Here is a 25,655-nt window from a genome sequence, read left to right as displayed (position 1 = left end):
AAAGGGGAGAGGGAGCCGACCGAGGTGTCTTGCGCTATACATCGACCTGAACGTCCGAGTCGATTATGGATTCAACGCGGCGCTTTCAGGTCGCAGAATTTCTCAAGAAACCTACGGTCAGTCCCCTCGCCCCTCTGGGGAGAGGGTTAGGGTGAGGGGGCGATTTCAGATCAGGATCACAATGTTCGAGTCGCAGCAAACCTGAGGATCTGCTCAAGCACTGCACTCATCCGCTCAATTACCTCCAGATTGCTAAACCGCACAACCTCAATACCTTGCCGCTGAAGGTAAAGCGTTCGACGCCGGTCATGTGTTTTTGCCCCAGTCTCGTAATGCTGACCACCATCCAGTTCAATGGCCAGTTTCAGTTCTACGCAATAAAAATCCAGGATGTACGGCGGCCACGGAAACTGCCGACGAAACTTCAGATTGGCGATTTGCCGGGCGCGGAGTCTTTGCCAGAGGAGGAGTTCGCAGTCGGTTTGGTTGGCGCGCAGGTGGCGGGCGAATTGGCGTTGGTTGGAGGAGGGGCGGGTGGGCATGCTTCACGTCCGTGTGAAGGGGGATGGAGGTTTTACTGTAGCCGAGGTTTTGTCGTTTGCCTGTAGAACCACCCCTCATCGGAACGCCGCCCGCCCATCCCTCTCCCCAGTGGGGAGAGGGGGAAAGGGAGCCGATCTTCATCGTTTTCAAAGCCTGAGTTCGACTCGATTTTCCAGGTCGATGTATAACGTGAGACACCTCGGTCAGTCCCCTCGCCCCTTGGGGAGAGGGCCAGGGTGAGGGGACTTTTAATAGACGTCACGCCGATACCGACCTTGCTCGATCAACCGATCGACCTCTGCAATTCCGAGTATTTCGTTGAGCACGTGATCCACGCCTGAAGCCATCCCTTGCAAGCTGCCGCAGATGTAAATGACCGCACCCTCGGCCAGCCATTTTTTCAACTCGCCCGCCGATTCGCGCAGTCGATCCTGCACGTAGATCTTCTCGGCCTGATCCCGTGAGAACGCCAGGTTCAGCCGCTCCAGATCGCCCGAAATTAACCAGTCTTCAAGCTCATCGCGACACAAGTAGTCATGCTCGCGATTGCGTTCGCCGAACAACAGCCAATGACGTTGCTGCCCATCGGCGATCCGCGCCTTGAGCAAACTGCGCAGACCGGCCAGGCCGGTGCCATTGCCCAGCAGGATCATCGGCACCGGCTCGGTCGGCAGGTGGAAACCGCTGTTGCGCCGCACGCGCAAACTGATGGTGCCGCCCACCGGGGCGTGTTCGGTCAGCCAGCCGGAGCCGACACCAAGGCTGCCGTCAGGATGCAGTTCCTGGCGTACGATCAGTTCGAGGATGCCATCGGCGGCGATCGAGGCGATGGAGTATTCGCGCATGGCCAAGGGCACCAGCGCATCCACCAGCGCCTGGGCATGCAGGCCGACCAGGTGAGCTCTGTTTTCCGGCAGTTGTCGACTGGCGAGGGCTTGCTCCAGCGTTTGCGACAGGCCATCGAGCGCAACCGTGGCGCGGCCGTCAATGCCCAGGCCATCGAGGAAATGTTCGATCGCCCACGGACCATTGCGCGGCAACACTTCCACCAGGTCACCGGCCAGCCAACTACTGGTGGTGGGGGCGGTGAGGCCGAGCAAGTAAACGCCCGAACCGCTGCTGTCAGGGTTGAGTAACTCACGGCGGGTCAGGGTCCAGTTGTCATAGCTTGGCGCTTGCCAGGTGTCCACGGGCGCCTGTCCGGTCAGCAGCCCCAGTTGCTGCTGCCAGTGACGCAAGGCGTAAGGGTCACCGCTGTCGACCTCCACCGGCGCGAACAGGGTCTTGCCGCCGTGCTCGCCCAGCCATGTGTGCAAGCGTCGAGCGAACCCGCAGAAATGTTGATACTGGCGATCGCCAAGTCCCAGCACGGCGTAGTTCAAGCTTTCCAGGCTCAACGTCCGGGCCAGCACTTTGCGCTCAAACCCTCGGGCGCTGTCCGGCGCTTCACCGTCGCCGAAGGTACTGACCACGAACAACGCATTGCTGGAATCACGCAAGTCTTGCTCGCTGACGTCCGCCAGCGGCTGAACCTTCACCGGCAGGCCCGCAGCCTGCAATTGCCCGGCGGTCTGCCACGCCAGTTGCTCGGCAAAGCCGCTCTGGCTGGCGAAGCCGATCAGCCATGCAGGCGCGTCGCTACCCGGTTGTGCGAGGCCTTTGCGGGCCTCCTTGATCTGTTTTTTCTTGCGTCGACGATCGAGGTACAACAACCAGCCAGTGATGAAAAACAGCGGCATCGTCAGCGCGCTGATCGTCAGGATGATCCGCCCGATGATTCCGAAGTAGCTGCCGACGTGCAGTGCGTAAATGCTGGTCAGCAGTTGCGCCTTGAGGCTCTTGTCGCTGTAGCGATCGTGCCGCGCGACGATACCGGTCGCCGGGTCCAGCGTGATCTGGTTCTGCGCGCGGTCGTGAGGTGAGGTGTTCAACAGGTAGAACACGGTGGCCGGTTGTCCGGCCACGGGCGGCATACGGATGTTGTAGGCACTCAGTGCCGGGCCGGCAGCGCTGTAGATGCTGCTCCACATCGCGGCGTAATCGGCGATGGGCGCCGGGCCGCTTGGCGCAGGACCGCGACCGCCGCGAACGCGCTCGTTCTGCGGTGAGTCGGAAAGCAATCGGGTCAGGCCCTTGTTGTACCACTCATAGGACCAGGACAACCCGGTGAGCGCTGCCAGGAGGTAAAACACCAGGCACCAGGTACCGGCGACGGAGTGCAAATCCCAGTTGAAGCTGCGGCCTTTTTTCTTCCAGTCGAGGGTCAGCCAGGCACGCCAGCTTTTCCACTGACGCGGCCAGCGCAGGTAAAGACCGGACAGGCAGAAGAACAGCAGAATCAGCGTGCACGCGCCGGTGATTTGCCGACCGGTATCGCCCATGGCGAGGAAGCGGTGCAGTTGCAGCATCAGGCCGAAGAAATCCTGGCCAGTGGCGTCGCCCATGAACTCGGCGGTGTACGGGTCGAAGTAGCGCATCTGCCCACGTCGTTCGCCCGGTGGCGGGGTAAAGATCACGCGCGCGGCGTTACCGCTGTCGGTTTCGACCCAGAGCATCGAGACTTTTTTGCCCGAGGCACCTTCGATTTTTTCCACCAGTTCGGCGGGCGGCAGGACGCCGGCAACCTGCTTTTCGACCTGCAGCACAGAAGGGTTGAGTGCGCGCAGGATTTCATCCTGAAAAGATACCGTTGCCCCGGTGATGCCCATCAGGGCCAGGACCAGTCCGGCGCTGATGCCGAAAAACCAGTGCAACTGGAACAGGGTTTTCTTCAACACGTCGCTCGCCTTGTTCGTTCGAAAATAATAATCACGGCGCGCATTATGCCGTGGGTTGTCGAGAAACATTCTTTTTACGCACAAAAGCCCCGTTCATAGAGATGAACGGGGCCAGGGTGTTTTGCCCACCACTCTAGTGAGGGAGCGAGCCTGCTCGCGAAGGCTATGTCAGCCGCAACAGATAAAGTGCGACAGACACCGTATTCGTCGGAACGCCGCCCGGAGCCGGCTCGCTCCCACAGATCAGAAGTGGAAGTTGGCACTCAGCAGGGCGGTACGACCCGCCGCCACGTGGGCGTAGTGCGTCTGGAACACCTGGTCGAAGTAACGCTTGTCGGTCAGGTTCTGCACGTTGAGTTGCAGGTCGACGTTCTTGGTCAGGGCGTAGCTGGCCATTGCGTCGTAGCGCCAGTAGGACGGGATCTCCACCGAGTTGGCGACGTTGCCGAACTGCGAGTCGACGAACGTGGCGCCGGCGCCGACGGTCAACTTGTCCGGCACCAGATCGTAGGTCGACCAGAAGGTGAAGTTGTTCCGTGGGGTGCTTGGCATGTGATTGCCTTCATCGGCGGCGAGGGTGGTTTTGACCACTTCGCTTTCCATGTAGGTGTAGCCGCCGAAGACCTTCCAGTTTCGGGTCAGCTTGCCGCTGTAGCTCAGTTCCACACCATTGACCCGCTGCTCGCCGTCCAGCACTTGCGTGGTGGCGCCATCCGGATCGTTCATGCGTGCGTTGGTTTTCTCGGTACGGAACAGTGCGGCGGTCAGCGACAGGTCGTCACCGAAGAAGTCCCACTTGGTGCCGATCTCGTAGTTGCGGTTCTTTTCCGGGTCCAGATCACTGTTGTTCGCCGCCAGGTCCAGGCCACCGTTGCCGCTGGTTTCACCGGACGGGTTGCTGGAGGTGGAGTAAGCCGCGTAGATGCTGCCGTTAGGCAACGGGTTGTAGACCACGCCGATCTGGTAGTTGACCAGGTCGCTGGTGTTCTCGCGGGAGAAGTCGTTCGCTGGCGCTGTGCTGCTGGCGTTGGCGTGGCCGCTGGATTTGACCTGGTAGTTGTCGTAACGCAGGCCCAGGTTCAGGGACCATTGCTCGTTGAACTTCAGTGTGTCGAACACGTAGGCCGCAGCGGTTTTGGTGTCGGTGTCGGTGAACGCGGCGCTGTCGGTGATCGAGCCGTTCCAGTGATCCCCAGGCGTCGGGTTTTGCAGGCTGGTGCAGTCGCCGGAGTTGAACAGGGCGCGATTGCACCGGGTGCCGCTGGCGGCCGAGGTCAGGATGTACGGGCGGTTGTGGGTGTCTTGATAGGAAAACTCAAGGCCGGTGACCAGGCTGTGCTCGATGGCGCCGGTGTTGAACTTGGCGCTCAGGTCGGTCTGGTTGATCCAGCCACTGGACGTCGAGTTACGGCTTTTTGCACCGCGATACACGCTGCCAAGCGCCGCGTTGCCCTTGCTGTCGTCCGGGTTGGTGACGATGTAATCGAGCGTGGAACGCGACATGCGGAAGCTGTTCGACACGGTCAGGTCATCATTCAGATCGTGTTCGATCTTGATGGTGCCGCTGTCGTTGCTGGTCTGGCGATAGTCGCGACCGGTGAGGCCGTAGAAGTTGTCGCGATCGACATGCACAGGTTTATCGACGTTGTACTTGCTGCGGTTGGGGCTCAAGGTCAACGGGAGGCCGTAGTCGGGCATGTCGTCGGTTTCGACGTGGTAGTAGCCGACGGTCAGGCGGGTGTCGGTGCCCAGGCCAAACGCGAAGGAAGGTGCTACGCCCCAACGACTGACGTCCACTGCATCACGGCCGGCGACGTTGGCTTCGTGTTTCATCAGGTTCAGGCGGAAGGCCGAGGTGTCGGTCATCTGCTGGTTCAGGTCGAGGGTGGTGCGCTTGGTCTGGTCCGAGCCCCAGGTGAAACCGCCGTTGTACGAATTGCCGAGTTTGGCGGTCTTGCTCACCAGATTCAGGCTGCCACCGGTGGAACCGGCGCCGGTGAAGGCTGATCCCGGGCCCTTGCTGACTTCGATCGATTCTACGTTGAAGATCTCGCGGCTCTGGGAGGCCGGGTCGCGCATGCCGTCGATGAACACGTCGCTTTCTGCGTTGAAGCCGCGAATGATCGGGCGATCGCCGGCCGGGTTGCCGCCTTCACCGGCACCGAACGTGATACCCGGTGTGGTGCGCAGCGCGTCGACCAGGCTGGTGGCGCCCGTGTCGCGAATCACTTGTTGTGGAATAACGGTGATGCTTTTCGGCGTTTCGCGCAGCGGCGCAGTGTATTTCTTGTTGGCCGACGTATCGGTTTTGTAGGAGGTCTCGTCCTGGGCTTCGCCGGTGACAGCAGTAGCCCCCAGGGAAATCACATTGCTCGGTGCTTTTTCGTCGGCTTTTTCAGCCGCGAAAGCCATGTGGCCGGCAGAGCTGGCAGTGATTGCCACGCCAATTGCAGACGCGAGCAAACGCGGTGAACTGACTGGTAATTGTGGTTGTTGGCGTGACATGAGAATTCCCCTCCCCAAGGATTTGAGGTCGCGGAATATAGGGTAAACAGGTATTTGTATCAATTGCGAAACGTTACTATTCGCGACTAATTTACATTCTTTACAATTTGCCCTTACGGTTTTAGGTGTCTCGCTCGTTACAGGGGTTTTACACGGGCAATAAGAATCAATACCATTGGCGCCCCTTTGCCTTCAGGTGTTATCCCATGCTGCTGCACATTCCCGGCGTGTTCGCGAAAGAAGAAGTGCAGCGCATCCGCGAGGCCCTGGAGCAGGCAGATTGGGCCGACGGCAAGATCACCGCCGGCTACCAGTCGGCCAAGGCCAAGCACAATCTGCAACTGCCGGAAGGTCATCCGCTGGCCAAGGAAGTGGGCGCGGCGATGCTGGAACGGCTGTGGAAAAATCCGCTGTTCATGTCGGCGGCGTTACCGCACAAGGTCTTTCCTCCGTTGCTGAACTGTTACACGGCCGGCGGCAGTTTCGACTTTCACATCGACAACGCCGTGCGCCAGCCCAAGGGCAGCATCGAGCGGGTGCGCACCGATTTGTCGGCCACTCTGTTTTTCAGCGAACCGGACGACTACGACGGCGGCGAGCTGGAAATCCAGGACACCTTCGGCACCCAACGGGTGAAGTTGCCTGCCGGCGACATGGTTCTGTACCCCGGCACCAGCCTGCACAAGGTCAACGCGGTGACGCGCGGCACTCGCTACGCCTCGTTCTTCTGGACCCAAAGCCTGGTCCGCGAAGACAGCCAGCGCGCCTTGCTGTTCGAGATGGACGGGGCGATCCAGCAGCTGACCCAGGACATGCCCGACCACCCTTCGCTGATTCGCCTCACCGGCACCTATCACAACCTCTTGCGTCGCTGGGTCGAGGTATGAGTTATCAACTGCGCCGCGAGGAAGTCCTCGACGGTGATCGTCTCAAAGCCATGCTCGACGAAAGCCCGGCGCGCGCGGCACAGGCGATTCTGATCGCCGCCCGCGAAGGTGTACTCGATGCTCAGGCCTTGCTCGGGCAGATTCTGCTGGATGGGCAGGGCATCGAGCAGGATCGGCCGCTGGCGTTGCGCTGGTTTGACATCGCCGCTCAGCGTGGGCATTTGATGGCGCGCAACATGCTCGGTCGTTGTCATGAACAGGGTTGGGGGTGTGTGGCTGATGCTTCGATTGCTGCGGGGCATTATCGTGTCGCCGCGGAAGCCGGACTGGATTGGGCGATGTACAACTACGCCAACCTGTTGGCCACTGGGCGCGGCGTCGTCGAAGATCAGGCGCAAGCGTTGAGTCTTTATCGCCGGGCAGCGGAACTGGGCCATCCGAAGTCGATGAACCTGCTGGGACGATATCTGGAGCAAGGCCATTATTGTCCTGCTGATCCTGTGACGGCGTTTGATTGGTATCGACGTTCGGCGCTGGGCGGTGATTTTCGTGGGCAGTTCAGTTATGCCAGCGTTCTGGTGGAACTCTCGCACATCGAAGAAGCGCTGGTCTGGTATCGCCGGGCAATGCACGCGGGGCATTCGGCTTTTTTAAGTATCGCGGCGCAGACACTGTCGAGCGTGCCTCACGCGCAAGTGCAAGCAATGGCCGTGGAATATCGCGCACGGGCAGCCAACCAAGTAAGCATTTGAAGTTTGCCGTCGGCTTATCACGCGAGTGGGTGACTGATTAGTTGCTTACTCGCCAGGCCTTGGTATTTTTTATAAACATATCCTCGTGAGTCCACACTATGCGGCGGCGCCGCTTTGTGTTTTATTTCCTGTGCGAAGTTGAATGATCTTAATGTTCTGGCTCTGCGATTACGTATTAAATATCCAATTGTGTTAATTAATTAATTAAAGGAATAATTATGTCTGATAATAAGTTATGGGATGAAGCTCTGAAAGACGCTTCCCCCGAGCAAATCATGCAGTACGCCGCTGAAGCACCGGGGCGGTTAATCAGTGCATCCGCTTCGGACTCCAATAGTGAAGTCCGCGCGACGGGGCTGTTGCTGACCAAGAAACAAATCATCGATCTGCACAAGTATCAGGCTACTGCTTTCAGGCTTCCGCGCACTTTGAAAGACGTTACTGACTATCTGCGCTTCGGTGCCGGTCAGAATGGTGGTCCGGGCCTTTTCCCCGAGGACTTCCTGACCACTTTCCTCAATACTCAAGAACATGCCTCGCGTTGGACGAACTTGCGCGAACGCATCATGATGACGGGCACCCATCTCAAAACCTTCGCAGCGAACATGCGCATTTATAGCGTATCGATGGAAGAAATTTATACCGATGTCAGGGCAGGCAATCTGTTGGACCTGCACGACATTAGAACGCTTGAGCAACTCAGAGCGCTGAAAGTCGCGTTGGGCGACAAGTTTCCAGGTCTACAACTGCAAAGCGATACGCTGGATGAGTTAGGTTATTGTCTCAACAATATATTTGTAGAGGTTAATATAAATTTAGAATCTACCAGCAAGATCAAGAAAGAGCTCGATGAGTTTGGTTCGGATCTTCAGCTAAAAATTCTGCCTGGCATCCAATTAAAAGTTGATCTGATAAAGAATAATACGTTGTCGGCAGAAATCAAAGCGCATCAAGGGAAGATCGAGGAGCGCTCCAAAGAGATTGAACTGAAAAATACCGAGTACAAAGCCGCCGTCCAGGAAGCATTGACAGCGGCCGCCGGTATGAACATTGTCGGGTTGGCGATGGCTATCTATATGGGCGTCGAAGCTGAAAAAGTTCGTGCAGCGCGTAACGAACTGTATGCCCAACAGGATCGCGACATTCTGAAGCTGGCCAGCATGAATCAGACCTTGGGTTCTCTGGCGCGTGTAAAGCACGACTTGCAGAGTCTTGAGATCGTGGCTATCGATGCCGAAATCGCGACAAAAAACCTTATCTATACCTGGAACCTCTTGCACGATGCTGTCGCAAACTCTTCCAGGGCTATTGCTAACATCCACGATGCATTGTCACTCCGACAGTTCATTACACAGTTCAGGCTGGTGGCTAATCCATGGAGAAAAATCGAGACCGACGCCGACGCACTTATTCAGGTGTTCGAGGAGGCTCAGGAGGAGTTTTTGCGCAATAGCCCAATGGGAGCACGTTCGATGAATGTTGTAAAACTGTTCAATTCGGCCTATCCGCCGCTGGATTTGGCCGCATTAAGTACCCATCATCAACAAATGCGTAATGCGCGCACTCAGGCCAATACCTGGCTGGTCAAGCTTGGTTACTTGCCAGGCTTGTTCAGCCGCTTCGACAGCGTTGTCGGAGAGGTAGGTCGGGGAAGCACCGAGTTACAAAGCGCCGCTCAGACCAGCAAGTACGAACTCGAAACCACTCAGCGCGGTCTTGAAGACTACGAAAAAGAACGACTGAGCGGGACTGACCCGCTGGAAATCGAAGAGATCGATGGCGATCGTGAGCGACTCTTGAAACAGGCAGCCGATGTAATCAAGAAGATGTCGTCCAAAATTGACGAATGCCTGGCGAATATCAGCGATTCGTTCGATCGACGTCTGGTCCAGACTTACTTGGTTGATTTTGCGCACGATGAGCAAATGGCCAAAGATGAAATCAATGATCTGCAATCGAAGTTGCAGGCGCTGAGGGATGAGCGCAAAACCATCTCTGAAGCTATCGCTATCCTGGCAAAGGCAGGCATTGAAGAACTCGGCAAGGACATTGAACTGACCCTCAGCAAAGTCACCCAGTTGGGCCTGGCGCCTCCGCAAATTCAACTGGTGATGATGGCGATCGACCAACTTAAAAAAACATTAATCGACGCTGGCAAAACAATTGCTTTTATCGACATGCTTCGCGAGAGTGACAAGTTGAAGCTGAAGATTGATGCCCAAGTCGAGAATATTGATGTCCAGAATTCAATTGTTCAAGCATCACTCGGCAGGACGAAATACTTGCAGGCGATTCTTTCGATAGAGGATGCGCGACATGAATATGCCGCTGTCTATAGCGGTGCTGCGGAAGCTTATCGGCAGTTCCTGGCGGCTACCGCAGCAGTGCCATTTGCCGACGTCGAAGCACTGAGCAACGCATTTAAAGTGCAGGCACCGCTGTTTATCAAGTTCCTCGCGCCCGTGTCGATGCCAATACGCTGACAAACGGATGACCACGGACTGCCAGCGGCAACTTTCACGCTGGCAGTCGAGGATTTGTCAGGCCAAGGAGAGACTGATGCTGGATTATTTATTGGCAGAAAAGAATTTTGCCTCGTTGAAGCAATACATTGTTTTTTTGAACGACTTGCCTGGCGCACTTGGGGAAATCAACCGGTTCTCAGATTCTATCGCCCGATCCGGATATACCTTGCTGCCTCGGCCCGATTCTCAGGCATTGATTCAAGTTGCGGGTAACAACGCGGTCTGCTGGCGAGCGATCGGTATTACCGTACCTAGCCTCGGTAAAGTGTCGACTCGGGTACTGCAGGATGTGAGCGGTTTTATCCGCGAGTTTCAGGCGATTGTCAGCGTTACCGAGAATCGGCGTGTGGCGATTTCGGTGATTGATCCGCAGCAGTTCGCCGTTGTCAGGTCTGCCGGTTGGGGCAATGCACCCCGTGCCAATGTGATTGATGTGATGCGCGAACTCCATGCGCGGCTCGAACGTTGCCAATATGCAGTGACGGACTTCAAGTTTCAGGTAACTAAACTTGCGGTGTCGATCCACAGCATTTTTATTCGTTTCATCGAATCGCTGACATTGCCGTTAAGTACCGAAGGCCCGATGTCCAAGATTGAAGCCTATTACACCTTGGGTCGAATTGGGTTGCCGGGCATGAATTACGATCCTGGCCAGCCGTACTCGCAAACGCAACGGCAAGAGATGTCCCGAGCGCATATGGGACGCCTTGACGATCTTTACCGGCAAGCCAGTGTCGCCGCGAACAACCTCGGTGATTTCTGCTACCGCTGGACCTACATGCTCGATGAAATCAAACGGTTGCTGGCAACTCATCATCCTCACCAAACGATGATGCGTGCCAAGGCCTCTTTGCCGATCATTACCGGCTCACTGGAGGATGTTAAATCCATGTCTGACCAACTGTTGAAAATGGCCAGGCTCTTCTAATAAAAAAACCCATGACACTGTCATGGGTTTTTCATTGGGTGCTTGAAACTCGAAGCGTCAGTTACACGTAAAACGACTTCAACGGCGGAAAGCCATTGAACTCAACCGCGCTATAGCTGGTGGTGTACGCACCGGTCGACAACCAGTACAGACGATCACCAATCGCCAGGTTCAGCGGCAAACCGTACTTGTAGTTCTCGTACATGATGTCGGCGCTGTCGCAGGTCGGGCCGGCGATGACGACTTCTTCCATCTCGCCTTTCTTTTCGGTCCAGATCGGGAATTTGATGGCTTCGTCCATGGTTTCGATCAGGCCGGAGAACTTGCCCACATCCGTGTACACCCATCGCTCTACCGCGGTACGGGATTTACGGGCGACCAGCACCACTTCGCTGACCAGGATGCCGGCGTTGGCGATCAACGAACGGCCTGGTTCCAGGATGATTTCCGGCAGGTCATCGCCGAAGTCTTCCTTGAGAAAACGGATGATTTCTTCAGCGTAGGTTTCCAGGCTGTTGGTGCGGGTGATGTAGTTGGCCGGGAAGCCGCCGCCCATATTGATCAGCTTCAAGTGAATGCCGTCTTCTTCTTTCAGACGTTCGAAGATCACTTTGACCTTGGCGATCGCCGCGTCCCAGACGCTGATGTCGCGCTGTTGCGAGCCGACGTGGAACGAGATGCCGTACGGCACCAGGCCCAGGTCGCGGGCGAGGATCAGCAGGTCCATGGCCATGTCGGTCTGGCAGCCGAATTTGCGCGACAACGGCCAGTCAGCGGTGGTCGAGCCTTCGGTGAGGATGCGCACGTAGACTTTCGAACCTGGTGCAGCCTTGGCGATGTTGCGCAGGTCGGCTTCGGAGTCGGTGGCATACAGACGCACGCCCTTCTCGTAGAAGTAGCGAATGTCTTTGGATTTCTTGATGGTGTTGCCGTAGCTGATGCGATCCGGGCCGACGCCCTGGTTCATCACTTTGTCGAGCTCGTAGATCGACGCGATGTCGAAGTTCGAGCCTTTCTCTTTGAGCAGGTCGATGATTTCGACGGCCGGGTTGGCCTTGACCGCGTAGTAGACCTTGGCGAAATCGAAACCGGCGCGCAGGTCGTCATAGGCCTGGCTGATCATCGCGGTATCGATCACCACGAACGGGGTTTCTTGTTTGTCGGCGAACGCCTTCATTTTGTTGAAGGTATCGCGCGCGAAATAGTCTTCGACGTTGATCGACATGCTGGGAACTCCTACTGGCAAACTGAAATTAACAATGGGTGCGAGGGTGTGTCATCAATGAAATCGCATTCGTGATTTCATTGATGACACACCCTCCTGAACGTCCTCCGTATCCCCACTTTGGTTCGCCTACTTCCCAAGGCATGTCGCCGAAAGCAAAAAGGCCATGGGAAGCGGTGCTTTCCCTTGGCCTTGCTGTCTCGTCGTCAGTACTTGAGCCGGATGGATCGTTTCCAGCATGGACGTTCGGCGCGAACTTTAGGGCGTGAGGGGCTTGAGATCAACAAAAAATGTCGCGTTTTTGCACGCATCCGTCGTGCGGTCCCGGACAGCTACTGATGTAACCGACCTGCATGACAGTGTGATGTTCCCTGAGCAGGGATATTTGAGGTGTTTCAGGGGGAGTAGTGTTGCCCTTATTCGCGAGCAGGCTCGCTCCCACAGTAGATTTTTGTTGATGCGCAAATTACATGCACACCACAGATCCAATTGTGGGAGCGAGCCTGCTCGCGAAGGCGTCGGTCAGGCCACCGCAGTTTCGGCCGGGGAAACAATGCTGGTCTTGCCCCCACGGGACTTACCGGAACTCAGGTACTCGGCAATCGACTCCTGAGTCACTTCCCCCAGGAACACCCGCTCCGCATCCATCACCGGCAACCACGAGCGGTTGAACTCGTACATGCGCGACAGCAGGATGCGCAAATGTTCGTCATAAACGGCGGTGGCGTTGAATTCGCGCAGGTATTGCGTGCAAGTACCGGTCTGACGGTGCAGGTCGCGACGGCGCACATAGCCCAGCGCCTTATTCTCGGCACACGTCACCACTACATAACGACGGTCCAGTTCGTCCATCAACTCCAGCGCTTCAGCCACCGGGGTTTCGGGACTGACCGACGGCGCGTTGTCCGCTGCATCTTCGGCTTTCACCAGCAACAGACGCTTGAGGGTGCTGTCCTGGCCGACGAAGTTGCTGACAAAATCGTCCGCCGGGTGCGCGAGCAGAGTGTCCGGGTGATCGATTTGCAGCAGCTTGCCAGCGCGGAAGATTGCGATCTTGTCGCCCAGCTTGATGGCTTCGTCGATGTCGTGGCTGACCATGATCACGGTCTTGTTCAGCGCGCGCTGCATCTCGAAGAACTCGTTCTGGATCATCTCGCGGTTGATCGGGTCGACCGCGCCGAATGGTTCGTCCATCAGCAACAGCGGTGCATCCGCCGCCAAGGCACGAATCACGCCGATCCGTTGCTGTTGCCCACCGGACAATTCACGCGGGTAGCGATTCAGGTACTGCTTGGGTTCCAGCTTGATCATGCTCATCAACTCGCGGGCGCGGTCGTGGCATTTCTGTTTGTCCCAGCCCAGCAGGCGCGGAACGATGGTGATGTTTTCCTCGATGGTCATGTTCGGGAACAGACCGATCTGCTGGATCACATAGCCGATGTTGCGACGCAGGGTCACGGCGTCGAGGTCGGTGGTGTCTTCGCCGTTGATCAGGATCTTGCCGGAGGTCGGCTTGATCAGGCGGTTGATCATTTTCAGCGTGGTGCTTTTGCCGCAGCCCGATGGCCCGAGGAACACACAGATCTCGCCTTCATTGACGGTCAGGCTTACCGAGTCCACGGCTTTCACATCTTTGCCGTTGCTTTGGAAGGTCTTGCTGAGGTTTTGAAGTTCGATCATTTCAGGAGTCCTTTTGGAGTCAGCGTGCGTTGCAGCCATTGCAGAAGCAGGTCGGCGAAGATGGCCAGGAGACTGACCAGCACGGCGCCGACGATCAGCATCGACATGTCGCTGCGGCTGATGGAAGCGAGAATGAGTACACCGAGGCCACCGGCGCCGATGGTGGCGGCGATGGTCATGACACCAATGTTCATGACCACGGCGGTGCGCACACCAGCGAGGATCACTGGCACCGCGATCGGCAGTTCAACCATGCGCAAGCGCTGGCCGAAGGTCATGCCGATGCCGCGGGCGGCTTCGCGAATGCCGGGATCGACGCCGGTCAGCGCCAGGTAGGTGTTACGCATGATCGGCAGCAGCGAGTACAAAAACACTGCAGTGATCGCCGGCATCGGCCCCAGGCCCTGGCCGAATTTGGAGTAGAACGGCAGCAGCAGGCCGAACAGTGCAATCGACGGCACGGTCAGCAGCACCGTGGCGCTGGCCTGCAAGGGGCCGGCGAGGGTCGGGAAGCGTGTCATCAGGATGCCCAGCGGCACGCCGACGAGGATTGCCAGCGTCACAGCAATGCCGACCAGGGTGATGTGCTGCCCGGTCAGTTGCAGGACCAGCGGCCAGTCGAGATGGGAAAAGGCGTTCAGAAATTCCATGTCTTTTCCTCCTCAGTTGATGGGGTGCTGGCGCAGGAAGTCTGCGGCAACGGATGAAGGGCTTTCGTGATCGACATCGACCCGTGCGTTGAGCTGGCGCATGGTGACGTCGTCGAACAGTTCGGCCAGCGGCTTGAGTTCTTCGGCGAGTTTCGGATGGGCATCGAGGTAAACCTGACGCACCACCGGCGCAGCGGTGTAGTCCGGGAAGTAATGCTTGTCGTCTTCCAGCAGTTTCAGCTTGAAGGCGTTCAAACGACCGTCCGTGGTGTAGACCAGACCGGCAAACACCTGACCATTGCGCAGGGCGGTGTAGACCAAACCAGCATCCATCTGCCGGATGTTTTTGCGGGTCAGGTTCATGCCGTAGAGGTCCACCATGCCGTCCAGACCGTCGGAACGGTTGGCGAACTCGGTGTCGAGCGCGACCAGGTGATTGGTCTTCGCTTCAGCCTGCAGCACCGTGTTCAGCTCGCTGATGGTGTTGATCTGCGGGTAAGCCTTCGCGGTGTTTTCCGGCAGGGCCAGGGCGTAGGTGTTGCTGAATTTCGACGGGGTGAGCCAGATCAGGCCTTTTTTCGCGTCGAGTTCTTTCACCTTGGCGTAGGACTGAGCGCTGTCGAGCTTGTCAGTGATGTGGTTGTAAGCCACCAGCGACACGCCGGTGTATTCCCACATCAAATCCAGCTGACCACTTTCGTGGGCGCTGCGGGCCAGGTTGCTGCCCAGACCGCCGGTCACCTGAGTGTCGTAACCCTTGGTGCGCAGGTATTGGGAGGTGATTTCCGCCAGCAGGGTTTGTTCGGTGAACACCCGGGCGCCGATGCGGATCACCGGTTTTTCAGCGGCTTGGGCAAATCCTGCGAACAGCAGAACGCAGCCTAAAAATAAGCATACTTTTTTCATGAAAATTCCTTTGCCGAGGCTTAAGACGGGCGGAGGCCGCGTTCGAGCCAGAGGCGGCTGGCGAGTGTCACCAGGCCGTCGAGCAGCAAGGCCAGCAGGGCGGTGCAGGCCGCGCCGAGCAGCAGTTGCGGCTGATTGTTCAGGGCGATGCCAGGGAAAATCAGGCTGCCCAGGCTGTTGGCGCCAATCAGGAACGCCAGCGGTGCGGTACCGACGTTGATCGCCAGCGCCACGCGCACGCCACCGATGATGATCGGCACGGCGTTCGGCAGTTCGACCCGCCACAACACCTGAGTGGGTGTCATGCCGATGCCGACGGCCGCTTCCTTCAGCGAACCCTGGACGTTTTTCAGGCCTTCATAGGTGTTGCGCACGATCGGCAACAGCGAGGCGAGGAACAGGGCGAAGATAGCGGGGCCGCTGCCGATGCCGAGGATACCCAGGGCGATGGCCAATACGGCGAGAGGCGGCACGGTGTTGCCGATGTTGAAGATCTGCATGAAGCGTTCAGCGCGGCCCACCATGGTCGGGCGGCTGAGGAAGATACCGGCGGGGATGCCCACAACGAGGGCGGCCAGCATGGAAGCGAGGACGAGAATCAAATGGGCTTGCAGGTAAAACAACAAATCGTCGCGGTAATGTTCGATCGTGTTGATGCCAATCCAGTGGACCAGCAGGGCCAGGAGGGCGACGACAACCGCACCTCCTATCAGCCCCTTGCCATAGCGAATAGCCACAGGCGGACTCCTTTTTCTTTGTCGGCGAACGCAGTCCCGTGGGGCATGCCATTCCTGGCTGCCGGGATTATCAACGTTCGCGAGAAGCAGCTCTTCATGCTGATGAAACCGCATGAGATCGAGCCATAAGCGCAGCCTCGTCAGGCTAACTTGCAGGTTTTTCGAACCCTGCTACGAGAGCTGTAACAGGGGAGTGGACGCCTCCACCTTTTAAAAGGTTCCATATTTAGCAGCAATTAGCCACCGTTGATGTCCCTTCGGGCCCGTCAATCGCCATGGGCGACAGGGCGAACGGTGGTCCGTAACACTCGGTTTGCGCTATACTCGCCGCCCTTTTTTGAATCACCTGCCAGGCGATTTCCCATGACCAAACAGGCCGCCGAAGTCGCGAAACGCCGCACTTTCGCCATTATTTCCCACCCCGATGCCGGTAAAACCACCATCACCGAGAAGCTCTTGCTGATGGGCAAGGCGATTGCGATTGCGGGCACGGTGAAGTCTCGCAAGTCCGACCGCCATGTCACCTCCGACTGGATGGAAATGGAAAAGCAGCGTGGTATCTCGATTACCACGTCGGTCATGCAGTTTCCGTATCGCGACCACATGATCAACCTGCTCGACACCCCGGGCCACGAAGACTTCTCCGAAGATACCTACCGCACCCTGACGGCGGTTGACTCGGCCTTGATGGTCCTCGACGGCGGTAAGGGTGTAGAGCCTCGGACCATCGCGCTGATGGACGTCTGCCGTCTGCGTGACACGCCGATCGTCAGCTTCATCAACAAACTCGACCGTGACATCCGCGACCCGATCGAACTGCTCGACGAAATCGAAGCGGTCCTGAAGATCAAGGCGGCGCCGATCACCTGGCCGATCGGTTGCTACCGCGATTTCAAGGGCGTTTATCACCTCGCCGACGACTACATCATCGTTTACACCGCTGGCCACGGCCACGAGCGCACCGATGTGAAAATCATCGAGAAACTCGACTCCGATGAAGCCCGCGCACACTTGGGCGACGAGTACGATCGCTTCGTCGATCAGCTGGAACTGGTGCAGGGCGCCTGTCACGAATTCAATCAACAGGAATTCCTCGACGGCCAACTGACCCCCGTGTTCTTCGGGACTGCATTGGGCAACTTCGGTGTCGATCACGTGCTCGACGCTGTGGTCAACTGGGCGCCGAAACCGCTGGCCCGTGTCGCCAACGAGCGCACCGTGGAGCCGGTTGAAGAGAAATTCGCCGGCTTCGTGTTCAAGATCCAGGCGAACATGGACCCCAAACACCGCGACCGCATCGCCTTCATGCGTATCTGCTCCGGCAAGTACGAAAAAGGCATGAAGATGCGCCACGTGCGCACCGGCAAGGACGTGCGGATCGGCGATGCGCTGACCTTCTTCTCCTCCGAGCGTGAGCAACTGGAAGAGGCGTTTGCCGGCGACATCATCGGCCTGCACAACCACGGCACCATCCAGATCGGCGACACCTTCACTGAAGGCGAAACCCTGGGCTTCACCGGTATCCCGCACTTCGCCCCGGAACTGTTCCGTCGCGTGCGTCTGCGTGATCCGCTGAAATCCAAGCAACTGCGTCAAGGTTTGCAGCAATTGGCAGAAGAGGGCGCCACGCAGGTGTTCTTCCCTGAGCGCAGCAACGACATCATCCTCGGTGCCGTCGGTGTGCTGCAGTTCGATGTGGTCGCCAGCCGTTTGAAAGAGGAATACAAGGTCGAGTGCTCCTACGAGCCGATCACCGTGTACTCCGCACGCTGGATCGATTGCAGCGATAAGAAGAAGCTCGAAGAGTTCAGCGTCAAGGCTGTGGAAAACCTCGCCATCGACGGCGGCGGTCACCTGACCTACCTGGCCCCGACGCGGGTCAACCTGGCGTTGATGGAAGAGCGCTGGCCGGACGTGAAATTCCGTGCGACGCGTGAGCATCACTAAGCGCTGAGTTGCGAAAGCCAAAAGCCCACTGTGAACAACAGTGGGCTTTTTTTGCTTATTGAGCGAGCTCGAATCGATTGTTGGGTAGGGTTTTTCTGTAGGCCTTTTTTCCTGATTTCGTAGCTTGTCTCTGTTTTTCTGTTCTCGGGACTTTTACCCGCGACAACGAAAGCGTTGACGTCTAACGTTCAGAGGACACTTCACAAGCAGCGACTGCAAGGGATCAATGGAATGACCAGTCGGCTCACTCACCTGCTGCGGCCGGCTGGCTATTTCTGCGTAATGGCCTGGGTGCTGGCGGCGCTGTTGTTCATCAATCGCTTGAGCACCATGGTCAAGCTGTTCATGGCGTTGTACCTGCGCCACGAACTGGGACTTGCGATTGAAACCGTTGGCTGGTTGTTATCCGGATACGGGGCCGGCTTGCTGATAGGGTCAATGGTCGGCGGACTACTGAGTGATCATTTCTCCACGGCGCGGCTCACTGCCGCGTTGTTTTTTGTCTCGGCATGGGTATTGGTTTTGTTGGGGCTGGTCACTGACGTACCTTTGCTGGCTGGGTTGCTGCTGTTCAGCGGTGTACTTGATGGTGCTATTCGCACCCTTCATCAGCGGTTGATCATGGAGTATTGCCAGGTTGCGCAGCGTGCTCGTGCGCAGTCATTGAGTCGTGTTGCCAGAAACCTGGGTATGGCGGTCGCCGGGGTGGTGGGTGGGGTCCTGGCGCAGACTGATTTTCGCTGGGTGTTTTTTGTCAGTGCAGCCATGACGCTGTTGGCGTTGTTGTGGTTTGTCCGGACGACATTTCATCGACCGGTTCTGATACCGGATGTGGTGCCTGAAATTGCTTCAGGTTCATCCGTACCGTATCGAGACAAACCTTTCCTGTGGTTGTTGGCGGCTTCTGTCGTGCTCGGCCTGGCCTTTGACCCGGTCTACAGCATGTTGGGCAATTACTTACTCGAGTACTACCAGCTGAGCACTGAAGTCATCGGGTGGCAATTTGCACTCAATGCATCGCTGGTGGTGCTGCTGCAAATTCCGTTATCTCATTGGAGTGAGCATTGGGGCATGCGTCGCCAACTGCTGGCGGGTAGCCTGTTACTGGCCTGCGGGCTCGGGATGTTGCCCCTGGGTTCCGGGGTGCTCTATGTCTGCCTGTCGACGGTTATTTGGACGCTTGGCGAAGCTCTTTTCATGCCGCCCCTGAACGTGCTGGTCATGCAGCATGCGCAAGGACGGAAAAGCGGGCATTACTTTGGTCTTTTTTTCATGTGCTGGAGTGCGAGTGCGCTGCTTTCGCCTGTGCTTGGAGGTCAGCTCTATGGTCATTTCGGTGGGCATAGCGTCTGGCTCGCCAGCGCGGCTCTGGCGTTGCTGGCCATACCGCTGATTTATCAAGCAACTCGTTTGTCGGAGCGGCAACGGTTTCTCTCCTCGGCGCACGGCGAGCCCGCTTCACTTAGCTGATCTGGTTATAGGCGTTATGCAAAACCAATCTCCCTCTCGGCGGCATTCTGTCCATTCGTTAGCGTCCTATCTGGAGAACCGGGTGAATCGGAACTAGATTTCACTTAGCGCCAGACACGCACCCCATGCACCACTCAAGAAAGGATGGAATCGGCTATGAGCATTTTTCAACGCATTGTGCTGTTGCTTAAGGTTTTGGTGATGCTGTCCGTTGGCATGTCGGCGGCGTGGGCAGAGTGCGAGGATCACGGAGAGCAGGCCTCGAGCGGGCCGGTGACGCATACGGCCCTGATGATCGCCAAATCCGAATCTGAGCCGGGCGACCAGGATCAGGGTGGCAGCGAGGGCGATGACGACTCGACCACTGACGAACCGGACACCGACGAGGATAAAGGGGCTTAAATAACAGGCAAAAGAAAACCCCTTCTATCGGACTGATGCGCAGCCCAGGCAGAAGGGGTTTGGTTAACTCTGAAAAAGCGCGCCTCAGTGACTGAGGCGCGTTTTTTTATGCCGCGCCGTCGAGGAACTGCTCGGCGTAGTGGCAAGCCACCTGGCGGCTGTCGAGCAGGCGCAGGGCCGGCTCTTCAGTGCTGCAGCGCTCGGTCGCGTACGGGCAGCGCTTGTGGAAAGCGCAGCCGGACGGCGGGTTCAGCGGATTGGGCAATTCGCCGACGATCTTGATTTTCGGCTTGTTCGGGTCCGGGTGAATGGTCGGGGTGGCCGACAGCAGCGCCTGGGTGTACGGGTGCAGAGGACGCTCGTAGATGTCGTTCTTCGGGCCCATTTCTACCGGGCGGCCGAGGTACATCACCATTACGTCATCGGCGACGTGTTGCACCACCGCCAGGTTGTGGGAGATGAACACGTAAGCGGTGTTGAACTCTTGCTGCAAGTCCATGAACAGGTTCAGCACTTGCGCCTGAATGGACACGTCCAGCGCCGAGGTCGGTTCATCTGCGACCAGCACTTTAGGCTGCAACATCATCGCGCGGGCCAGAGCGATCCGCTGGCGCTGACCGCCGGAGAACATGTGCGGATAACGCTGGTAATGCTCAGGACGCAAGCCCACCTGCTTCATCATCGCCTGGACTTTCTCGCGACGTTCGGCGGCGCTCAGGTTGGTGTTGATCAGCAGCGGCTCGGCCAGTTGATCACCGACTTTCTGCCGGGGGTTCAACGACGCGTATGGGCTCTGGAACACCATCTGCACGTCTTTGCGCAGTTGCTTGCGTTGAGCCTTGTCAGCGCCAGTGACTTCCTGCCCGGCGATTTTCAAGGAGCCTGAGGAGGGCTCTTCGATCAGCGTCAGGGCACGGGCCAGGGTGGATTTGCCGCAGCCCGATTCACCGACCACAGCGAGGGTCTTGCCGGCTTCCAGTTCGAACGACACACCGTTCAGGGCGCGAACGGTCGCATGGCCCTTGAACAGGCCACGGGACACTTCGTAGTGACGGGTCAGGTCGCGGGCGGTAAGTACGACGGCCATTACGCCACCTCCTGATTCAGCGGGTAGAAGCAGCGGGCGAGGCTGTTGCTTTTCGGGTCAAGGGCTGGACGCTGCACGCGGCAGTTGTCCTGCACATACGGGCAGCGCGGCGACAGCAGGCAACCCTGCGGACGGTCATAACGACCGGGAACGATGCCCGGCAGCGTCGCCAGGCGGGTGGCGCCCAGGCTGTGTTCCGGAATCGCCTTGAGCAGCGCTTCGCTGTACGGGTGCGCCGGAATGTCGAACAGCTGAGGCACTTGACCCACTTCGACCGCTTGGCCGGCGTACATTACGCACACGCGCTGAGCGGTTTCGGCCACGACCGCGAGGTCGTGAGTGATCAGCACCAGGCCCATGTTCTGCTCTTTCTGCAGGGCCAACAGCAGGTCCATGATCTGCGCCTGAATCGTTACGTCCAGTGCCGTGGTCGGTTCGTCGGCGATCAGCAATTTCGGTTCGCCGGCAATCGCCATGGCAATCGCAACACGCTGGCTCATCCCCCCGGACAGTTGATGCGGGTAAGCATCCATACGGCTGGCAGCGCCCGGGATTTCAACTTTTTCCAGCAGTTCGATGGCGCGTGCGCGAGCTTGCTTGCCGGACATTTTCAGGTGCAGGCGCAGCACTTCTTCGATCTGGAAACCGACGGTGTAGCTCGGGTTCAGCGCGGTCATCGGGTCCTGGAAAACCATCGCCAGGTCTTTGCCGACGATCTGCCGACGCTGACGGTTGCTCAGCTTGAGCATGTTCTTGCCATCGAAATTCAGGGCGTCGGCGGTGACGATCCCCGGATGTTCGATCAGGCCCATCAGCGCCATCATGGTCACGGACTTGCCGGAACCCGATTCGCCAACGATGGCCAGAACTTCGCCCTTGTCCACGGTAATGTCGAGACCGTCGACCACCGGAACGGCGTTCTTGTCGCCGAAGCGAACGTTGAGATTCTTGATTTCTAACAGTGACATTTGAATCTCCTCAGGCGGCGTTCTTGAGTTTCGGGTCCAGCGCATCGCGCAGGCCGTCGCCCATCAAGTTGATTGCCAGCACGCTGAGCAAAATGGTCAAACCAGGCAGACTGACGACCCACCAGGCGCGTTCGATGTAGTCGCGAGCCGAAGCCAGCATGGTGCCCCACTCAGGGGTTGGCGGTTGAACGCCAAGGCCGAGGAAGCCCAGTGCGGCGGCATCGAGGATCGCCGAGGAGAAACTCAAGGTCGCCTGAACGATCAGCGGCGCCATGCAGTTAGGCAGCACGGTGACGAACATCAGGCGTGGCAGACCGGCACCGGCCAGGCGCGCGGCGGTCACGTAGTCGCGGTTCAGTTCACCCATCACCGCGGCGCGGGTCAGACGAACATAGGACGGCAACGAAACCACGGCGATGGCAATAATGGTGTTGATCAGGCCAGGGCCGAGGATGGCGACAATTGCCACCGCCAGCAGCAGGGACGGCAGGGCCAGCATGATGTCCATCAGACGCATGATGGTCGGGCCGAGCAAGCGCGGGAAAAACCCGGCGAACAGACCCAAAAGGATGCCCGGAATCAGCGACATCACCACCGACGACAAGCCGATCAGCAGGGACAGGCGCGAACCGTGGATCAGCCGCGACAGCAGGTCGCGACCCAGTTCATCGGTGCCGAGCAGGAACTGGAGTTGCCCACCTTCCAGCCAGGACGGCGGGGTCAGCAGGAAGTCGCGGTACTGCTCGCTCGGGTTATGCGGTGCCACCCAAGGGGCGAACAGGGCGCAGAAAATCACCAGCAGCATGAACAGCAGGCCGGCGACGGCGCCTTTGTTCTTGGAGAACGCTTGCCAGAATTCTTTGTAGGGGGACGGATACAGCAGGCTTTGATCGACTGCTACCGCTGGAATTGAAGTGGTCATGGTCATAATGATCTCAGCGCTGGTGACGAATGCGTGGGTTGGCAAAGCCGTAGAGGATGTCCACTACGAAGTTGACCAGAATCACCAGGCAGGCGATTAACAGGATGCCGTTTTGCACCACGGGATAGTCCCGTGCGCCAATGGCTTCGATCAGCCATTTGCCGATGCCGGGCCAGGAGAAGATGGTTTCGGTCAGGACCGCACCGGCCAGCAACGTGCCGACTTGCAGGCCGACCACGGTCAGTACCGGAATCAGCGCGTTACGCAGGCCGTGGACGAATACCACGCGCGACGGCGACAGGCCTTTGGCGCGGGCGGTACGGATGTAGTCTTCACGCAGCACTTCGAGCATCGAAGAGCGGGTCATCCGCGCGATCACTGCCAGCGGGATGGTGCCGAGCACAATGGCCGGCAGGATCAGGTGATGCAGGGCATCGAAGAACGCACCGACGTCATCGGCCAGCAGCGTGTCGATGAGCATGAAACCGGTCCGCGGCTCAATGTCATAGAGCAGGTCGATCCGCCCGGACACCGGGGTCCAGCCCAGGGACACCGAGAAGAACATGATCAGGATCAGGCCCCACCAGAAGATCGGCATCGAGTATCCCGCCAGGGAGATGCCCATCACCCCGTGGTCGAACAGGGATCCTCGCTTGAGTGCCGCAATCACCCCGGCCAGGAGGCCCAGGACGCCAGCGAACAACAGCGCGGCCATGGACAGTTCCAGGGTCGCGGGGAATAGAGAAGTGAATTCGCTCCAGACGCTTTCACGGGTACGCAGGGACTCTCCGAGATCGCCGTGGGCCAGTTTGCCAACGTAATCCAGATATTGGGCATACAGGGGTTTGTTCAGACCTAGGCGTTCCATTGCCTGAGCATGCATTTCGGGGTCGACTCGACGTTCGCCCATCATCACTTCCACGGGGTCGCCTGGAATCATGCGAATCAACGCGAAAGTCAGCAAGGTGATGCCGAAGAACGTGGGGATCAATAACCCCAATCGGCGGGCAATAAAACTAAACATCTTGTGGTGTACCTCATCAGCCGGTTAGGCGTGCCCGGCATTCCTGGGTCAGGAATGCCGGTAGTTTCTTATCTACTTCACCTGGGTGGTGGCGAAGTTATTAGTGGTGAGGGGGCTAATGTGATAGCCCTCTACGTTGTTGCGCATTGCGGTGAACATACGGGTGTGCGCCATGCTGATCCATGGCTGGTCCTGATTGAAAACCTCCTGGGCTTGCTCGTAGAGCGCTGCGCGTTCCGCCGGGTTCACTTTAGCCCTGGCTTCATCGATCAGCGTCTGGAACTTCTCGTTGCACCAGCGTGCGTAGTTTTCGCCGTTTTTGGCGGCCTCGCAACTGAGCATAGGCGTCAGGAAGTTATCCGGGTCGCCGTTATCGCCCGCCCATCCGGCGGAAACCATGTCGTGTTCGCCATTTTTCGCGCGTTTGAGCATTTCGCCCCATTCCATGACGCGAATATCGATCTTGATCCCGACCTGGGCCAGGTCAGCCTGCATCATCTGCGCGCCGAGCATCGGGTTCGGGTTGGTTGGACCGCCGCCGTTACGGGTGAACAGAGTGAACGTGGTGCCTTCCGGTACGCCGGCTTCCTTGAGCAAGGCGCGAGCCTTGTCCAGATCACGTGGCGGATTCTTCAGGTCGTGGTTGTAGCCCAACAAGGTGTCCGGGTACGGATTGACCGCTACGGTCGCATTGCCTTTGCCGAACAGCGCGTTGACGTACGCGGCCTTGTCGAAGGCGATGTCGATGGCTTTACGTACGCGCACATCGCTCATGTACTTGTGCGAGGTGTTCATGGCGATGTACGAGACGGTCATCGCGTTCAGTTCATCGACACTCAGCTTGGCGTCTTTCTTGATGCTCGGAATGTCATCTGGCTTGGGATACAGCGCAATCTGGCACTCGTTGGCTTTCAGTTTTTGCAGGCGCACGTTGTTGTCGGTGGCGATGGCCAGGATCAGCGAATCAGCCGGTGGCTTGCCACGGAAGTAATCCGGGTTGGCCTTGAAGCGAACTTGAGCGTCCTTGTTGTAACGCTGGAAAACAAACGGGCCGGTGCCGACAGGCTTGTTGTTCAGGTCGCCGGTCTTGTTGGCCTTGAGCAGCTGGTCGGCATACTCTGCGGAGTAGATCGAGGAGAAGGCCATGGCGATGTCGGCCAGGAACGGCGCTTCGCGGCGGGTCAGGGTGAAGGTGACCGTATTGTCGTCGATCTTCTCGACACTTTTGAGCAGTTCCTTGAAGCCCATGCTTTCAAAGTACGGGAAGCCCACGCTCGACAGTTTGTGCCACGGGTGGTTCGGGTCCAGCTGACGCTGGAAGCTCCAGACCACGTCGTCGGCGTTCATGTCGCGGGTCGGCTTGAAGTATTCGGTGGTGTGGAACTTGACGCCTTTGCGCAGGTGGAACGTGTAGGTCAGACCGTCCTCGCTGATGTCCCAGGAGTCGGCCAGTGCCGGAATCACTTCAGTGGTGCCGGGCTTGAAGTCCGCCAGACGATTGAAGATGGTTTCGGCCACCGCATCGGCGGTGACTGCAGTCGTGTACTGGACCATATCGAAGCCTTCCGGACTGGCTTCGGTGCAGACCACCAGGGGTTTGGCCGAGACGCCAACAGCGACACTCAGCAACGCGGCTGCGATGGCCGCACGTAGGGGAAGCATTTTCATCAAAGAACCCTCTGCAATCGGTTAAAAGGACAAAAGCCGAACGGCCGATTCG

The 25,655-nt window shown here is 58.0% G+C and carries 20 protein-coding genes; 7 read left to right on the top strand and 13 right to left on the bottom strand.

Features of this window, described 5'->3' with window-relative positions; genetic code table 11:
• Window positions 1–176: 176 nt before the first annotated feature.
• The 3 genes from JFU47_RS13385 to JFU47_RS13375 all read right to left on the bottom strand — a co-directional run bounded on the left by JFU47_RS13385 (window position 177) and on the right by JFU47_RS13375 (window position 5,825).
• Complete coding sequence (locus tag JFU47_RS13385; protein WP_201183471.1) at window positions 177–542, bottom strand: endonuclease domain-containing protein; 366 nt, start codon at window positions 540–542, stop codon at window positions 177–179.
• A gap of 249 nt (window positions 543–791) precedes the next feature.
• Window positions 792–3,320, bottom strand: a complete 2,529-nt coding sequence (locus JFU47_RS13380; RefSeq protein WP_201183469.1) for a PepSY domain-containing protein — start codon at window positions 3,318–3,320, stop codon at window positions 792–794.
• Window positions 3,321–3,563: 243 nt separating this feature from the next.
• Entirely contained in the window at window positions 3,564–5,825 is a 2,262-nt protein-coding gene (locus JFU47_RS13375) for a TonB-dependent receptor (RefSeq protein WP_201183467.1), read from the bottom strand.
• Between the two features lie 206 nt (window positions 5,826–6,031).
• Here JFU47_RS13375 and JFU47_RS13370 point away from each other — a divergent pair, with 206 nt between their 5' ends.
• The 4 genes from JFU47_RS13370 (at window position 6,032) to JFU47_RS13355 (ending at window position 10,917) form a co-directional block, all read left to right on the top strand.
• Window positions 6,032–6,712, top strand: coding sequence for a Fe2+-dependent dioxygenase (locus JFU47_RS13370; protein ID WP_008148973.1), 681 nt, complete (start codon window positions 6,032–6,034; stop codon window positions 6,710–6,712).
• Window positions 6,709–7,464, top strand: a complete 756-nt coding sequence (locus JFU47_RS13365) for a tetratricopeptide repeat protein (protein WP_201183465.1) — start codon at window positions 6,709–6,711, stop codon at window positions 7,462–7,464. Before JFU47_RS13370 ends, JFU47_RS13365 begins: the two co-directional genes overlap by 4 nt.
• A gap of 218 nt (window positions 7,465–7,682) precedes the next feature.
• The gene (locus JFU47_RS13360) at window positions 7,683–9,947 is read left to right on the top strand and encodes an alpha-xenorhabdolysin family binary toxin subunit A (protein ID WP_201183463.1); all 2,265 of its coding nucleotides are present in this window, start codon (window positions 7,683–7,685) and stop codon (window positions 9,945–9,947) included.
• A gap of 76 nt (window positions 9,948–10,023) precedes the next feature.
• The gene (locus JFU47_RS13355) at window positions 10,024–10,917 is read left to right on the top strand and encodes a hypothetical protein (protein WP_201183461.1); all 894 of its coding nucleotides are present in this window, start codon (window positions 10,024–10,026) and stop codon (window positions 10,915–10,917) included.
• Window positions 10,918–10,978: 61 nt separating this feature from the next.
• Here the strand turns inward: JFU47_RS13355 and JFU47_RS13350 are convergent, their stop codons facing one another.
• The 5 genes from JFU47_RS13350 to JFU47_RS13330 all read right to left on the bottom strand — a co-directional run bounded on the left by JFU47_RS13350 (window position 10,979) and on the right by JFU47_RS13330 (window position 16,115).
• A complete protein-coding gene (locus tag JFU47_RS13350) occupies window positions 10,979–12,142 on the bottom strand; it encodes a type III PLP-dependent enzyme (RefSeq protein WP_123405201.1) in 1,164 nt (387 codons plus the stop codon).
• Window positions 12,143–12,664: 522 nt separating this feature from the next.
• Window positions 12,665–13,822: an osmoprotectant ABC transporter ATP-binding protein OsmV gene (locus tag JFU47_RS13345; protein ID WP_140681601.1), complete on the bottom strand. Its 1,158-nt coding sequence runs from the start codon at window positions 13,820–13,822 to the stop codon at window positions 12,665–12,667.
• Window positions 13,819–14,472, bottom strand: a complete 654-nt coding sequence (locus JFU47_RS13340; RefSeq protein ID WP_008148960.1) for an ABC transporter permease — start codon at window positions 14,470–14,472, stop codon at window positions 13,819–13,821. Before JFU47_RS13340 ends, JFU47_RS13345 begins: the two co-directional genes overlap by 4 nt.
• A gap of 12 nt (window positions 14,473–14,484) precedes the next feature.
• Window positions 14,485–15,378: a glycine betaine ABC transporter substrate-binding protein gene (locus tag JFU47_RS13335; RefSeq protein WP_201183459.1), complete on the bottom strand. Its 894-nt coding sequence runs from the start codon at window positions 15,376–15,378 to the stop codon at window positions 14,485–14,487.
• A gap of 20 nt (window positions 15,379–15,398) precedes the next feature.
• On the bottom strand, window positions 15,399–16,115 hold the full coding sequence (locus JFU47_RS13330) for an ABC transporter permease (RefSeq protein ID WP_008148956.1): 717 nt from the start codon (window positions 16,113–16,115) through the stop codon (window positions 15,399–15,401).
• A 363-nt stretch (window positions 16,116–16,478) separates the two neighbouring features.
• Between JFU47_RS13330 and JFU47_RS13325 the strand changes: the two genes are divergently transcribed.
• The 3 genes from JFU47_RS13325 to JFU47_RS13315 all read left to right on the top strand — a co-directional run bounded on the left by JFU47_RS13325 (window position 16,479) and on the right by JFU47_RS13315 (window position 19,934).
• Window positions 16,479–18,062: a peptide chain release factor 3 gene (locus JFU47_RS13325; protein ID WP_201183457.1), complete on the top strand. Its 1,584-nt coding sequence runs from the start codon at window positions 16,479–16,481 to the stop codon at window positions 18,060–18,062.
• Window positions 18,063–18,293: 231 nt separating this feature from the next.
• Entirely contained in the window at window positions 18,294–19,532 is a 1,239-nt protein-coding gene (locus JFU47_RS13320; protein WP_201183455.1) for an MFS transporter, read from the top strand.
• Window positions 19,533–19,688: 156 nt separating this feature from the next.
• Window positions 19,689–19,934: a hypothetical protein gene (locus JFU47_RS13315; RefSeq protein WP_201183453.1), complete on the top strand. Its 246-nt coding sequence runs from the start codon at window positions 19,689–19,691 to the stop codon at window positions 19,932–19,934.
• A 106-nt stretch (window positions 19,935–20,040) separates the two neighbouring features.
• Here the strand turns inward: JFU47_RS13315 and JFU47_RS13310 are convergent, their stop codons facing one another.
• The 5 genes from JFU47_RS13310 to JFU47_RS13290 form a co-directional block, all read right to left on the bottom strand.
• Window positions 20,041–21,021 (bottom strand): peptide ABC transporter ATP-binding protein, encoded by a 981-nt coding sequence (locus JFU47_RS13310; RefSeq protein WP_140681593.1) that lies wholly within the window; start codon window positions 21,019–21,021, stop codon window positions 20,041–20,043.
• Window positions 21,021–21,989: an ABC transporter ATP-binding protein gene (locus JFU47_RS13305; RefSeq protein WP_201183451.1), complete on the bottom strand. Its 969-nt coding sequence runs from the start codon at window positions 21,987–21,989 to the stop codon at window positions 21,021–21,023. Before JFU47_RS13305 ends, JFU47_RS13310 begins: the two co-directional genes overlap by 1 nt.
• A gap of 10 nt (window positions 21,990–21,999) precedes the next feature.
• A complete protein-coding gene (locus tag JFU47_RS13300; protein ID WP_033058231.1) occupies window positions 22,000–22,911 on the bottom strand; it encodes an ABC transporter permease subunit in 912 nt (303 codons plus the stop codon).
• Window positions 22,912–22,924: 13 nt separating this feature from the next.
• A complete protein-coding gene (locus JFU47_RS13295; protein ID WP_201183449.1) occupies window positions 22,925–23,935 on the bottom strand; it encodes an ABC transporter permease subunit in 1,011 nt (336 codons plus the stop codon).
• 72 nt (window positions 23,936–24,007) lie between these two features.
• Window positions 24,008–25,603, bottom strand: coding sequence for an ABC transporter substrate-binding protein (locus tag JFU47_RS13290; protein WP_201183447.1), 1,596 nt, complete (start codon window positions 25,601–25,603; stop codon window positions 24,008–24,010).
• Window positions 25,604–25,655: the final 52 nt, after the last annotated feature.

This window comes from Pseudomonas sp. TH39(2020) (genome assembly GCF_016650715.1).
Classification (GTDB): Bacteria; Pseudomonadota; Gammaproteobacteria; order Pseudomonadales; family Pseudomonadaceae; genus Aquipseudomonas; species Aquipseudomonas mandelii_C.
This window is presented reverse-complemented; position numbering and strand designations above follow the sequence as displayed.